Origin of the sequence: Citrobacter sp. RHBSTW-00859, assembly GCF_013729795.1 — a bacterium.
Taxonomy (GTDB): Bacteria; Pseudomonadota; Gammaproteobacteria; order Enterobacterales; family Enterobacteriaceae; genus Citrobacter; species Citrobacter braakii.
This window is the reverse complement of the sequence record NZ_CP056284.1, coordinates 5,082,356-5,095,831: the sequence shown is the minus strand read 5'-3', so window position 1 is coordinate 5,095,831 and position 13,476 is coordinate 5,082,356. Positions and strand designations below refer to the sequence as shown.

The 13,476-nt window shown below is 51.6% G+C and carries 13 protein-coding genes; 11 read left to right on the top strand and 2 right to left on the bottom strand.

The window, feature by feature from the left end:
- Positions 1 to 30 precede the first annotated feature (30 nt).
- Positions 31 to 1,515, bottom strand: coding sequence for a guanosine-5'-triphosphate,3'-diphosphate diphosphatase (gppA, locus tag HV302_RS25625; protein WP_016157837.1), 1,485 nt, complete (start codon positions 1,513 to 1,515; stop codon positions 31 to 33).
- An 8-nt stretch (positions 1,516 to 1,523) separates the two neighbouring features.
- Positions 1,524 to 2,792: an ATP-dependent RNA helicase RhlB gene (rhlB, locus tag HV302_RS25620; protein WP_003829013.1), complete on the bottom strand. Its 1,269-nt coding sequence runs from the start codon at positions 2,790 to 2,792 to the stop codon at positions 1,524 to 1,526.
- Positions 2,793 to 2,935: 143 nt separating this feature from the next.
- Here rhlB and trxA point away from each other — a divergent pair, with 143 nt between their 5' ends.
- The 11 genes from trxA to rffA all read left to right on the top strand — a co-directional run bounded on the left by trxA (position 2,936) and on the right by rffA (position 13,476).
- Positions 2,936 to 3,265: a thioredoxin TrxA gene (gene trxA / locus HV302_RS25615; protein WP_001280776.1), complete on the top strand. Its 330-nt coding sequence runs from the start codon at positions 2,936 to 2,938 to the stop codon at positions 3,263 to 3,265.
- A gap of 130 nt (positions 3,266 to 3,395) precedes the next feature.
- Positions 3,396 to 3,515, top strand: a complete 120-nt coding sequence (locus HV302_RS25610; protein WP_049259789.1) for a rho operon leader peptide — start codon at positions 3,396 to 3,398, stop codon at positions 3,513 to 3,515.
- Between the two features lie 87 nt (positions 3,516 to 3,602).
- Positions 3,603 to 4,862 (top strand): transcription termination factor Rho, encoded by a 1,260-nt coding sequence (gene rho / locus HV302_RS25605; RefSeq protein ID WP_002437993.1) that lies wholly within the window; start codon positions 3,603 to 3,605, stop codon positions 4,860 to 4,862.
- A gap of 239 nt (positions 4,863 to 5,101) precedes the next feature.
- On the top strand, positions 5,102 to 6,205 hold the full coding sequence (wecA, locus tag HV302_RS25600; protein ID WP_016155107.1) for a UDP-N-acetylglucosamine--undecaprenyl-phosphate N-acetylglucosaminephosphotransferase: 1,104 nt from the start codon (positions 5,102 to 5,104) through the stop codon (positions 6,203 to 6,205).
- Positions 6,206 to 6,217: 12 nt separating this feature from the next.
- Positions 6,218 to 7,264, top strand: a complete 1,047-nt coding sequence (gene wzzE, locus HV302_RS25595) for an ECA polysaccharide chain length modulation protein (protein ID WP_016155108.1) — start codon at positions 6,218 to 6,220, stop codon at positions 7,262 to 7,264.
- A 55-nt stretch (positions 7,265 to 7,319) separates the two neighbouring features.
- Positions 7,320 to 8,450, top strand: coding sequence for a non-hydrolyzing UDP-N-acetylglucosamine 2-epimerase (gene wecB / locus HV302_RS25590; RefSeq protein ID WP_181626749.1), 1,131 nt, complete (start codon positions 7,320 to 7,322; stop codon positions 8,448 to 8,450).
- Entirely contained in the window at positions 8,447 to 9,709 is a 1,263-nt protein-coding gene (gene wecC / locus HV302_RS25585; protein ID WP_181221004.1) for a UDP-N-acetyl-D-mannosamine dehydrogenase, read from the top strand. The genes wecB and wecC overlap by 4 nt, the downstream gene beginning before the upstream one ends.
- Positions 9,709 to 10,776 (top strand): dTDP-glucose 4,6-dehydratase, encoded by a 1,068-nt coding sequence (gene rffG, locus HV302_RS25580; protein WP_181626748.1) that lies wholly within the window; start codon positions 9,709 to 9,711, stop codon positions 10,774 to 10,776. The genes wecC and rffG overlap by 1 nt, the downstream gene beginning before the upstream one ends.
- A gap of 28 nt (positions 10,777 to 10,804) precedes the next feature.
- Positions 10,805 to 11,686, top strand: coding sequence for a glucose-1-phosphate thymidylyltransferase RfbA (gene rfbA, locus HV302_RS25575; protein WP_016155112.1), 882 nt, complete (start codon positions 10,805 to 10,807; stop codon positions 11,684 to 11,686).
- A complete protein-coding gene (gene rffC / locus HV302_RS25570) occupies positions 11,664 to 12,341 on the top strand; it encodes a dTDP-4-amino-4,6-dideoxy-D-galactose acyltransferase (RefSeq protein WP_047358754.1) in 678 nt (225 codons plus the stop codon). Before rfbA ends, rffC begins: the two co-directional genes overlap by 23 nt.
- 4 nt (positions 12,342 to 12,345) lie before the next feature.
- Positions 12,346 to 13,476, top strand: a complete 1,131-nt coding sequence (gene rffA, locus HV302_RS25565; protein WP_016155114.1) for a dTDP-4-amino-4,6-dideoxygalactose transaminase — start codon at positions 12,346 to 12,348, stop codon at positions 13,474 to 13,476.

The window sequence follows — 13,476 nt, the reverse complement described above, 5'->3', positions numbered from 1 at the left end:
TAAGCGTAAGCGCTATCCGGCAGCCAGCATCTAATGCACTTCCAGCGGCCAGTGGACATAACTTTGCCACTGTATTTCCTGATCGATTAACTCTGTACCTAATGGATGATGTTCCAGCCAGCCTTCCGGTAGCGTTAACGTCAGATTCTCATCCTGAGCTTGCAGGGTGATATGTGGCACTAAATCGTCGCGACGGCGAGCGGCGAAAATGATCGCCAGGCGTAGCAAACGGCAAAGGTGCTCCGCGATGCGTGGTGGCACAGCGTTTTGCTGGTGGAGTGAAGAGAGATCGACTGGATTAGTTTGGTTGAGCAACAGCGTGGCTAACAGTTTTTTCTGCGCGGGAGTAAAGCCCGGGAGATCGAGATTACGTACCAGCCAGGCGGCATGCAGTGGCGCCTGCTTATACTCTACGCTCAGTCCTATTTCATGCAACTGACAGGCACTTTGCAGCAGTTCACGACTAATAGCTTCAAGATGCCACTCATCTTTCACCTGTTCGAGTAAATGTACAGCCAATTGCGTGACGCGATTCGCCTGATCGGTGTCGACCATAAATCGACGCTGAATATTACGCAGCGTACGGCTGCGAATGTCCTGATCAACTGGCAAGTGCAGCATGCCGTAGACCAGACCTTCGCGTAGTGCGCCGCCGGCCAGAGTCATGCATTGAATATTCAGTTCGGTGAAAATGGCGATCAGAATGGCCAGTCCGCTGGGAAAAACCAGTGCGCGTTCGAGCGTTAACCCTTCTATTTCCAGCTCTTCCAGACGACCACAATGAATGGCGCGCTGTTTAAGCTGCTGAAGCTTGGCCAACGTAATGCGCTCATCCATGCCTTGCGCCATCATGATTTCCTGTAACGCCTGGACGGTGCCAGAGGCGCCAACGCAAACTTTCCAGCCATGAAAACGCAGTTTGTCGGCGACCGGGCGCAGAACTTCGCGAGCCGCTTTCTCTGCTTCGTCAAAGTTTTCCTGTGCCAGATTACGATTGGTGAAATACCTTTCGAGCCAGGTGACGCAGCCCATTGACAGGCTGAACAGAGAGGTGGTTTGCGCGCCGGAGCCGGTAACCAGTTCAGTGCTGGCACCGCCAATATCAACGACAAGACGCTGATCGGCACCGCCGGTGGTGTGGGCAACACCTTGATAAATCAGCCGCGCTTCTTCTTCGCCGCTGATGACCTGGACAGGACAGCCGAGGATCTCTTGCGCTTTGGCGATAAACTCATCGGCGTTTACCGCGATGCGTAATGTTGCCGTGGCGACCACGCGGATTTGCGGCTGAGGGATATCCTGCAGGCGTTCAGCAAACAGGCGCAGGCATTGCCAGCCGCGCTCCATAGCTTCAGCGGAAAGAACGTTGTCGCTGTTGAGGCCAGCGGCCAGACGCACCTTGCGTTTAATACGCGTGAGTGTCTGAATGCTTCCCGCCACCTCGCGTACAACCAGCATATGAAAACTATTCGAGCCTAAATCAATTGCGGCGTACAGCGAAGTGGTTGTGAGCATATCTAACGTTAACCTGAACGACGACGATTACGCGGAGCACCACCGGTACGGCGTGGGCCATTGCCTGTGCGCGGACGCGTTAAGCGTAACGGCTTCGGCAGATCGGTCATCAGCGCATCCGGGTTATACTTGCTGACCGGGATCGAGTGACCGATATAGGTCTCGATTGCTGGTAAATTCAGCGCGTATTCTTCACAGGCCAGGCTGATAGAGTGACCGCTTGCTCCGGCGCGACCGGTACGGCCGATACGGTGAACGTAATCTTCACAGTCATCCGGCAGGTCATAGTTAAATACGTGCGTTACGGCTGGGATATGCAGACCACGCGCGGCGACATCCGTCGCAACGAGAATGTCGAGATCGCCACGGGTGAACTCATCAAGGATACGCAGACGTTTTTTCTGCGCCACGTCACCGGTCAACAGACCGACGCGATGACCGTCAGCGGCAAGGCTACCCCAGATATCTTCACAACGATGCTTAGTGTTAGCAAAGACGATGGCGCGATCTGGCCACTCTTCTTCAATCAGCGTTTGCAGCAAACGCATTTTCTCTTCGTTGGAAGGATAGAAGAGCTCTTCTTTAATGCGGTGACCTGTCTTCTGTTCCGGTTCGACTTCAACGTACTCGGCGTTATTCATCTGTTCGAACGCCAGTTCGCGAACGCGGTAAGAGAGGGTTGCAGAAAACAGCATGTTCAGACGTTGGGTGGTTGGCGGCATACGACGGAACAGCCAACGGATATCTTTGATAAAGCCCAGATCGTACATACGATCGGCTTCATCCAGCACCACGACCTGAATCGCGCCCAGGTTAATGTGGTTCTGTTTTGCATAGTCGATGAGACGACCGGTCGTGCCGATAAGAATATCGACGCCGCTTTCCAGCACTTTCAGCTGTTTGTCATAACCGTCGCCGCCATAAGCCAGGCCTAATTTCAAACCGGTGGTCTGTGCCAGCGGCTCGGCGTCAGCGTGGATCTGCACGGCTAACTCACGCGTTGGCGCCATAATTAACGCACGCGGTTGGTTCACCTTGCGATCGGCAATCGCGGGATGAGAGAGAAGATAATGAAACGTTGACGTCAGGAACGCCATCGTTTTTCCGGTACCGGTTTGCGCCTGCCCTGCAACATCACGACCTGCCAGCGTTAGCGGCAGCGCGAGGGCCTGAATGGGCGTGCAGTTATGAAAGCCTTTATTTTCAAGGGCTTCTATCACCTTTGGGTGCAGGGCGAAGTCGGAAAACTTCTGTTCTGTTAAATGTGTTTTGCTCATAGTGTGGTAGAATATCAGCTTACTATTGCTTTACGAAAGCGTATCCGGTGAAATAAAGTCAACCTTTAGTTGGTTAATGCTACATCAACACGTCGTTGATTAAGAGTACACCAACGCACCAGGCTTATTCCTGTGGAGTTAATATGAGCGATAAAATTATTCACCTGACTGACGACAGTTTTGACACGGATGTACTCAAAGCGGACGGAGCTATCCTCGTTGATTTCTGGGCAGAGTGGTGCGGTCCGTGCAAAATGATCGCTCCAATTCTGGATGAAATCGCTGACGAATATCAGGGCAAATTGACGGTTGCTAAACTGAACATTGACCAAAACCCAGGCACCGCGCCGAAGTATGGTATCCGTGGCATCCCGACCCTGCTGCTGTTTAAAAACGGCGAAGTTGCGGCGACTAAAGTCGGCGCACTATCCAAAGGTCAGTTGAAAGAATTCCTCGACGCTAATTTAGCGTAAGGAAGTCTCATGATCGGGCGACCATACTTCGAAATGATTCGGATGACTGGACGCCCGACTTGAGTCGTGCTAAGTTAGTGTTGACTTCGTATTAAACATACCTTATTAAGTTTGAATCTAGTTATATCCAATACTTCCCGTTGTTTCTCGCGCGAGAAGTGGACAGATTCCTGGCTTGTCACTCAATCCGTCTTGTCGTTTCAGTTCTGCGTACTTTCCTGTGACCAGACAGCGAACAGACATGAGTTGATGGCCGTAAACAGGCATGGATGACCCTGCCATACCATTCACAACATTAAGTTCGAGATTTACCCCAAGTTTAAGAACTCACACCATTATGAATCTTACCGAATTAAAGAATACGCCGGTTTCTGAGCTGATCACTCTCGGCGAAAATATGGGCCTTGAAAACCTGGCTCGTATGCGCAAGCAGGACATTATTTTTGCCATCCTGAAGCAGCACGCAAAGAGTGGCGAAGATATCTTTGGTGACGGTGTGCTGGAGATATTGCAGGATGGATTTGGTTTCCTCCGCTCTGCAGACAGCTCCTACCTCGCCGGTCCTGATGACATCTACGTTTCTCCCAGCCAAATCCGCCGTTTCAACCTCCGCACTGGTGATACCATCTCTGGTAAGATTCGCCCGCCGAAAGAAGGTGAACGCTACTTTGCGCTGTTGAAAGTTAACGAAGTTAACTACGACAAACCAGAAAATGCCCGTAACAAAATCCTCTTTGAGAACTTAACTCCGCTGCACGCAAACTCTCGTCTGCGTATGGAACGTGGTAACGGTTCTACTGAAGACTTAACGGCGCGTGTACTGGATTTGGCATCACCGATCGGTCGTGGCCAACGTGGTCTGATTGTTGCTCCGCCGAAAGCAGGTAAAACCATGCTGCTGCAGAACATCGCGCAGAGCATTGCTTACAACCATCCGGACTGCGTGCTGATGGTGCTGCTGATTGACGAACGTCCGGAAGAAGTTACCGAGATGCAGCGTCTGGTGAAAGGTGAAGTGGTTGCGTCTACCTTTGACGAACCAGCCTCCCGCCACGTTCAGGTTGCGGAAATGGTTATCGAGAAGGCGAAACGTCTGGTTGAACACAAGAAAGACGTTATCATTCTGCTCGATTCCATCACCCGTCTGGCGCGTGCTTACAACACCGTGGTTCCGGCTTCCGGTAAAGTTCTGACCGGTGGTGTTGATGCCAACGCCTTGCATCGTCCGAAGCGTTTCTTCGGTGCGGCGCGTAACGTGGAAGAGGGCGGTAGCCTGACCATCATCGCGACTGCCCTGATCGATACCGGCTCTAAAATGGATGAAGTTATCTACGAAGAGTTTAAAGGTACCGGCAACATGGAACTGCATCTCTCTCGTAAGATTGCTGAAAAACGCGTCTTCCCGGCTATCGACTACAACCGTTCCGGTACCCGTAAAGAAGAGCTGCTCACCACTCAGGAAGAGCTGCAGAAAATGTGGATCCTGCGCAAAATCATCCATCCGATGGGTGAAATTGATGCCATGGAATTCCTCATTAACAAGCTGGCGATGACCAAGACTAACGACGACTTCTTCGATATGATGAAGCGTTCGTAATTCAGGTCTCATCCGAAAACGCCACGTTTTTACGTGGCGTTTTGCTTTTGTGGCTGTAATCTTAACGACACAATAACGATAATACGGTATGAAGTACCAACAAGTAGAAAAAGATTCGTAATCTGTTTCTTGTGGTTGATAATTATACAAAACCATTGGGTATGAAGTCGGGTTTCCCTTCTGAATATAGGTCTTCGTGGTTATACTTCTGCTATTAATATTCTCTGAGAGCATGCATTGTGAATTTACTGACAGTAAGCACTGATCTCATCAGTATTTTCTTATTCACAACACTGTTTCTTTTCTTTGCCCGCAAGGTCGCAAAAAAGATTGGTTTAGTGGATAAACCCAACTTCCGTAAACGGCATCAGGGATTGATTCCGTTGGTTGGAGGGATTTCGGCTTACGCAGGTGTATGTTTTACGTTTGCCATTGCTGACTACTACATCCCGCATGCTTCTCTCTTTCTGGCCTGTGCTGGTGTATTAGTTTTGGTCGGCGCGTTAGACGATCGCTTTGATATCAGTGTAAAAATCCGTGCGATTATCCAGGCCGCGATCGGCATTATTATGATGTCGGTTGGCAAACTCTATCTTCTTAGCCTTGGGTATATTTTTGGCCCCTGGGAGATGGTGCTCGGTCCGTTCGGCTATTTACTCACGCTGTTTGCCGTCTGGGCGGCAATAAACGCCTTCAATATGGTGGATGGGATTGATGGTCTGCTAGGTGGGTTGTCCAGCGTTTCATTTGCGGCGATGGGATTCATTTTGTGGTTTGATGGTCAGACGAGTCTGGCTATCTGGTGTTTTGCCATGATCGCCGCCATTCTGCCTTATATCCTGCTAAATCTGGGCATCCTTGGACGTCGCTATAAAGTTTTTATGGGTGACGCGGGCAGTACACTGATTGGCTTCACCATTATTTGGATCCTGCTGGAGACTACGCAGGGCAAAACTCACCCCATTAGCCCGGTAACTGCACTGTGGATTATTGCCATTCCATTGATGGATATGGTGGCAATCATGTACCGACGTTTGCGAAAAGGCATGAGCCCTTTCTCCGCGGATCGTCAACACATACATCATTTGGTGATGCGGGCAGGGTTTACTTCCCGACAAGCATTTGTTCTGATTACGCTGGCTGCGGCGGTACTGGCGTCTATCGGCGTGTTGGCTGAATATTTTCGCTTAGTCCCTGAATGGGCCATGTTGTTGCTTTTTTTACTGGCCTTTGGCCTCTACGGTTACTGTATCAAGCGTGCCTGGAAGGTAGCGAGATTTATCAAGCGAGTGAAGCGCAGATTGCGAAGAATTCGTGAAGGCAAACCAAACTTAACCAAGTAAATTGAGGATGCGATGAGACAACCATTACCGGGGGAAGACGCCGTGAGCGCTGAAAATGAACTGGATATCCGTGGGTTGTTTCGTACCTTGTGGTCAGGGAAGGTGTGGATCGTCGGTATGGCTCTCGCCTTCGCGATAGCGGCCCTCGCCTATACGTTTTTTGCGCGTCAGGAGTGGAGCGCCACGGCGATTACTGACAGGCCAACGGTCAATATGTTGGGTGGCTTTTACTCTCAACAACAGTTTTTACGCAACCTGGATATTAAGGCCAGTCTTGCGTCCACGGACCAACCGTCAGTAATGGATGAGGCCTATAAAGAATTCATTATGCAGCTTGCCTCCTGGGATACACGCCGAGAATTCTGGCAGCAGACTGATTACTATAAGCAGCGTATGGTCGGTAATAGTAAAGCCGATGCGGCGATGCTGGATGAACTGATCAATAACATTCAGTTTTTACCTGGCGATGCGCTACGTAATACCAATGACAGCGTGAAGCTGATTGCCGAGACGGCTCCTGATGCCAACAATTTGCTGCGCCAGTACGTCGCGTTTGCCAGCCAACGCGCGGCACGTCATCTGAATGATGAGTTAAAAGGCGCATGGGCCGCACGCACTGTGCAGATGAAAGCGCAGGTCAAACGTCAGGAAGAAGTGGCAAAATCCATTTTCTCTCGCCGCGTCCACAGCATTGAACAAGCGCTTAAAATTGCTGAGCAGCATAATATTTCGCGTACTTCCACAGATGTTCCAGCTGATGAATTACCGGATTCAGAATTGTTCTTACTCGGACGTCCTATGTTGCAGGCGCGACTTGAGAATCTGCAGTCAATTGGTCCGGATTTCGATCTGGACTATTTCCAGAACAGGGCAATGCTGAACACCCTGAACGTTGGACCAACTTTAGATCCGCGTTTTCAGACCTATCGTTATTTGAGAACGCCGGAAGAGCCGGTAAAACGTGACAGCCCTCGTCGCGCCTTCCTGATGATTATGTGGGGTATCGTTGGGGCTCTGATCGGTGCTGGTGTAGCGTTAACCCGTCGCCGTACGATTTAGCAATGCCGTTGCAGTGAGGGGCTGGGCCCTCGCTGCCAATCCGAAGAGAATCGATGTGAAAGTACTGACTGTATTTGGTACGCGACCGGAGGCCATTAAGATGGCTCCTCTGGTTCATGCGCTGGAAAAAGATCCTGATTTTGAGGCGAAAGTTTGCGTTACGGCGCAGCATCGGGAGATGCTCGATCAGGTGTTGAATCTTTTTTCCATTGTACCTGACTACGATCTCAATATTATGCAGCCAGGTCAGGGACTAACAGAAATAACCTGCCGCATCCTGGAAGGGTTAAAGCCTATTTGGGCTGAATTCAAACCCGATGTGGTGTTGGTTCATGGTGATACCACAACCACGATTGCTACCAGTCTGGCCGCGTTCTATCAGCGCATCCCGGTGGGGCATGTAGAGGCTGGTTTACGTACAGGCGATCTCTATTCACCATGGCCGGAAGAGGCTAATCGTACGCTGACCGGGCGTCTGGCAATGTATCATTTTGCCCCAACAGAAAACTCGCGCCAAAATCTGTTACGAGAAGCTATCCCTGATGATCGTATTTTCGTCACGGGTAATACGGTTATTGACGCGTTGATCTGGGTTCGGGATCGCGTACTGGGAAATGAGACGCTGCGTGCGGATCTGGCCGAACGTTATCCTTTCCTGGATGCTGATAAAAAGATGATCCTGGTGACCGGTCATCGTCGGGAAAGCTTCGGTCGCGGTTTTGAGCAAATCTGTCATGCCCTGGCGGAAATAGCCGCGTCTAACCAAAATGTGCAGATTGTCTATCCGGTACACCTGAACCCTAACGTCAGTGAGCCGGTCAATCGCATCCTGGGTCACGTTGAAAATGTGGTGTTGATTGAACCTCAGGACTACCTGCCATTCGTATGGCTGATGAATCACGCCTGGTTGATCCTTACTGATTCCGGCGGGATTCAGGAAGAAGCGCCGTCTCTGGGGAAACCTGTGCTGGTGATGCGTGAAACAACGGAGCGCCCGGAAGCTATTACCGCAGGGACTGTACGTCTGGTAGGTACAGACCCACAGCGGATTGTTGAAGAAGTCACGCGTTTGCTGCATGACGACAATGAATATCAGATCATGAGCCGCGCCCATAATCCGTATGGAGACGGGCTGGCATGTGACCGCATTTTAGATGCATTAAAAAATAATCGGATATCGCTATGAGTTTTACGACCATTTCTGTCATTGGGCTGGGTTATATCGGACTGCCAACGGCGGCTGCCTTTGCTTCCCGTCAAAAACACGTAATTGGCGTAGATATAAATCAACATGCGGTGGATACCATTAATCGCGGTGAAATTCACATCGTTGAGCCCGATCTGGGGGCGGTGGTGAAAACGGCGGTCGAAAATGGGTTTTTACGTGCGAGCGCGACACCCGTAGATGCTGATGCGTATCTGATTGCGGTGCCTACCCCGTTCAAGGGAGATCATGAACCCGATATGGTCTACGTAGAAGCCGCGGCGAAATCTATTGCGCCAGTTTTGAAAAAAGGCGCATTGGTGATTCTGGAATCCACCTCACCTGTCGGGGCAACTGAACAGATGGCCGCATGGCTTGCAGAAATGCGGGCTGACCTGACTTTCCCGCAGCAGGTCGGTGAACAGGCGGACGTTAACATTGCTTATTGCCCAGAGCGCGTACTGCCGGGTCAGGTAATGGTCGAACTGATTAAAAACGATCGGGTGATTGGAGGAATGACCTCCGTCTGTTCCGCGCGCGCCAGCGAGCTGTACAACATCTTTCTCGAAGGCGAATGTGTGGTAACCAACGCCCGCACCGCAGAAATGTGTAAGCTGACGGAAAATAGCTTTCGCGATGTCAATATCGCCTTCGCCAATGAACTGTCGCTGATTTGTGCCGATCAGGGGATCAACGTCTGGGAACTGATTCGCCTGGCAAACCGCCATCCACGCGTGAATATTTTGCAGCCCGGCCCTGGCGTAGGTGGACACTGTATCGCGGTCGATCCGTGGTTTATCGTGGCGCAGAACCCGCAGCAGGCGAAATTGATCCGTACTGCACGTGAGGTAAACGATGGTAAACCGCATTGGGTGGTCGATCGGGTAAAGGCTGCCGTAGCCGACTGTCTGGCGGATACCAACAAACGGGCTAGCGAAGTGAAAATTGCCTGTTTTGGTCTGGCATTCAAACCCAATATTGACGATTTGCGTGAAAGCCCGGCGATGGGAATTGCGCAGAATATTGCGCAATGGCACAAAGGCGAAATGCTGGTGGTGGAACCGAACATCCATCAACTGCCGAAAAAACTGGATGGTCTTTGCCAACTGGCGACGCTGGACGATGCTCTGGCACGTGCTGATGTGTTGGTCATGTTAGTTGACCATAATGAATTTAAAGCCATCAAAGGCGATGCGGTTCAACAGCAGTACATCGTTGATACCAAAGGGGTCTGGCGCTAATGAAACGAATTCTGGTTACCGGTGGAGCGGGATTTATCGGCTCGGCGGTTGTGCGACACATCATTCATGATACCGAGGATGCGGTGGTTGTGGTCGATAAGCTGACCTACGCCGGAAATCTGATGTCGCTGGAGTCGGTTGCGCAGAATTCCCGTTTTGCCTTTGAGAAAGTGGATATTTGCGATCGGGCATCGCTCGACAAGGTGTTTCAACAATATCAGCCGGCCTGCGTGATGCATCTGGCTGCAGAAAGCCATGTCGATCGTTCCATTGATGGTCCGGCCGCCTTTATCGAAACCAACATTGTGGGAACCTACACGCTGTTGGAAGCGGCGCGCGCTTACTGGAGTACATTAGCCAGCGAGGAAAAATTGGCGTTTCGTTTCCACCATATCTCGACTGACGAGGTGTATGGCGATCTCCATTCCACAGATGATTTCTTCACCGAAACCACGCCGTATGCGCCGAGCAGCCCTTATTCCGCGTCGAAAGCCAGCAGCGATCATCTGGTTCGCGCTTGGCTGCGTACCTACGGTCTGCCAACGCTGATTACCAACTGTTCCAATAACTATGGTCCGTACCATTTCCCGGAAAAACTGATTCCGCTGATGATCCTCAACGCACTGGCGGGCAAACCGTTGCCGGTATACGGCAATGGTCAACAGATCCGTGACTGGTTGTATGTAGAAGATCACGCCAGGGCGCTCTATTGCGTGGCGACGACGGGCGCGGTTGGGGAAACCTATAATATTGGTGGCCATAACGAGCGTAAAAACCTGGATGTTGTCGAAACGGTTTGCAGCCTGTTGGAAGAGCTGGCTCCGCATAAACCGCAGGGCATCGCGCAGTACCGCGACTTGATCGCTTTTGTGGACGATCGCCCAGGCCATGATTTGCGTTACGCCATTGACGCTTCAAAAATTGCGCGTGAACTCGGGTGGATGCCGCAGGAAACGTTTGAAAGTGGAATGCGCAAAACCGTGCAGTGGTACCTGGATAATCAGCCATGGTGGAAACCCGTGCAGGACGGCAGTTACCAGGGCGAACGTTTAGGTCTGAAGGGCTAACAGCCTGGTTTTGCGGAGGAGACAACGCATGAAAGGTATCATTCTGGCGGGTGGCTCAGGTACTCGCCTGTATCCCATTACGCGGGGCGTATCGAAGCAACTATTACCCATTTACGATAAGCCGATGATTTACTACCCGCTATCGGTACTGATGCTGGCGGGAATTCGCGAAATCCTGATTATCACCACTCCGGAAGATAAAGGCTATTTCCAGCGTTTGCTGGGCGATGGATCTGAGTTCGGCATTGAACTGCACTATGCTGAGCAACCGAGCCCGGATGGATTAGCGCAGGCTTTTATTATCGGTGAAACGTTTCTTAACGGTGAACCATCGTGCCTGGTGTTAGGGGACAACATCTTCTTTGGTCAAGGATTCAGTCCAAAACTGCGTCATGTGGCCGCCAGAACGCAAGGCGCGACGGTGTTTGGCTATCAGGTCATGGACCCTGAACGTTTTGGTGTTGTTGAGTTTGATGACAATTTTCGCGCAGTCTCTCTGGAAGAGAAGCCGAAAGCGCCGAAATCTAATTGGGCGGTGACAGGGCTCTATTTTTATGACAGCAAAGTGGTGGAATACGCGAAACGCGTGAAACCTTCTGAGCGTGGGGAGCTGGAGATTACGTCTATCAACCAGATGTATCTTGATGACGGACATCTGACGGTTGAATTGCTTGGGCGTGGCTTTGCCTGGCTGGATACCGGTACGCATGACAGTTTGATCGAAGCGAGCACTTTTGTGCAGACGGTGGAGAAACGCCAGGGCTTTAAAATAGCCTGTCTGGAAGAAATCGCCTGGCGTAACGGTTGGCTGGATGACGAAGGCGTGAAGCGTGCCGCCAGTTCACTGGCCAAAACGGGTTATGGTCAATACCTGCTGGAGCTGCTCCGTGCTCGTCCGCGCCAGTATTGAGCCGCTTAGCTGGGAAAATACGTTCTTTGGCGTGAATAGCGCCATTGTCCGTTTTGACCAACGCGCGCCGGTTCTAACTGCGGATGCGTTGCTGCCCTGGTCGCGTGTACAAGCAAAAATACTTGCCGCAAATAGCCATGAATTAGATGCTCTGCAGCATTTGGGGTTCTCACTGGTAGAAGGTGAAGTCGATTTTGTACTGCCGGTAACGTGTGCCAGCGGCGACCCTGGTGCGCAGGTCGCGCAACCTACGGATATCCCGGTATTACGCCATCTGGCAGGACAGGCATTTGCGCAAAGTCGTTTTCGCGCCCCGTGGTATGCCGAAGATGCCAGCGCGCGTTTCTACGCACAGTGGATTGAAAACGCGGTGCTGGGGACGTTTGATCATCAATGCCTCATTTTTCGTAAACCGACTGGTGAGATTCGTGGCTATGTCTCGCTGCGTGAACTGAATGCGACCGAGGCGAGAATTGGCCTGCTGGCCGGGCGTGGTGCGGGTGCAGAACTGATGCAGGCTGCGCTTTGTTGGGCACAGGCCCGCGGTAAAACAACATTGCGCGTGGCGACCCAAATGGGCAACACCGCCGCGCTTAAACGTTATATACACAGTGGTGCGAATGTGGAAAGCACCGCGTATTGGTTATACAGGTGACACGATGATTCCATTTAATGCACCGCCGGTGGTGGGAACTGAACTCGATTACATGCAGTCTGCGATGAATAGCGGCAAACTGTGTGGTGACGGTGGCTTTACCCGTCGCTGTCAGCAGTGGCTGGAGCAGCATTTTGGCAGCGAGAAAGTGCTGCTGACGCCTTCCTGCACCGCATCGCTTGAGATGGCGGCATTGTTGCTGGACATCCAGCCTGGCGATGAAGTCATTATGCCGAGCTACACGTTTGTCTCGACGGCCAATGCCTTCGTGTTGCGCGGCGCGAAAATCGTCTTTGTTGATATTCGCCCGGATACCATGAACATTGACGAAACGCTGATTGAAGCGGCGATCACCGATAAAACCCGCGCTATTGTGCCGGTACATTACGCGGGCGTGGCCTGCGAAATGGATACCATCATGGGGCTGGCCACTAAACATAACCTGTATGTGGTGGAAGATGCCGCCCAGGGCGTCATGTCGACCTATAAGGGGCGTGCGCTGGGTACGATTGGTCACATCGGCTGCTTTAGCTTCCATGAGACCAAAAACTATACCGCAGGCGGGGAAGGTGGAGCGACGCTGATTAATGATAAAAAATTAGTCGAGCGCGCAGAGATCATCCGTGAAAAAGGGACTAACCGTAGTCAGTTTTTCCGCGGCCAGGTAGACAAGTATACCTGGCGTGATATCGGTTCCAGCTATTTGATGTCCGATCTGCAGGCGGCTTATCTGTGGGCGCAGTTGGAAGCGGCTGATCGTATTAACCAGCAGCGTCTGGCGCTGTGGCAAAAGTATTACGATGCCCTGGAACCGCTGGCGCGTGCCGGGCGTATTGAGCTGCCTTCGATACCGGAGGGTTGCGTACAGAATGCCCATATGTTTTACATCAAGCTGCGCGATATCGACGATCGCACGGCGTTGATTAACTTCCTGAAAGAAGCTGAAATTATGGCGGTGTTCCACTATATCCCGCTGCATGATTGCCCGGCTGGCGATAAATTCGGCGTGTTTGCCGGTGTTGATCGTTACACCACCAAAGAGAGCGAACGCCTGCTGCGTTTACCGCTGTTCTACAATCTGTCGCCGGTGAACCAGCGAACAGTCATTACGACCTTACTCAACTACTTTGCCTGA

Coding starts and splice junctions, on each gene's coding strand:
- rhlB (WP_003829013.1), bottom strand. CDS start 2,792: ATGAGCAAAACACATTTAACAGAACAGAAGTTTTCCGACTTCGCCCTG.
- wecC (WP_181221004.1), top strand. CDS start 8,447: ATGAGTTTTACGACCATTTCTGTCATTGGGCTGGGTTATATCGGACTG.
- rho (WP_002437993.1), top strand. CDS start 3,603: ATGAATCTTACCGAATTAAAGAATACGCCGGTTTCTGAGCTGATCACT.
- rfbA (WP_016155112.1), top strand. CDS start 10,805: ATGAAAGGTATCATTCTGGCGGGTGGCTCAGGTACTCGCCTGTATCCC.
- trxA (WP_001280776.1), top strand. CDS start 2,936: ATGAGCGATAAAATTATTCACCTGACTGACGACAGTTTTGACACGGAT.
- rffG (WP_181626748.1), top strand. CDS start 9,709: ATGAAACGAATTCTGGTTACCGGTGGAGCGGGATTTATCGGCTCGGCG.
- rffA (WP_016155114.1), top strand. CDS start 12,346: ATGATTCCATTTAATGCACCGCCGGTGGTGGGAACTGAACTCGATTAC.
- gppA (WP_016157837.1), bottom strand. CDS start 1,515: ATGCTCACAACCACTTCGCTGTACGCCGCAATTGATTTAGGCTCGAAT.
- wzzE (WP_016155108.1), top strand. CDS start 6,218: ATGAGACAACCATTACCGGGGGAAGACGCCGTGAGCGCTGAAAATGAA.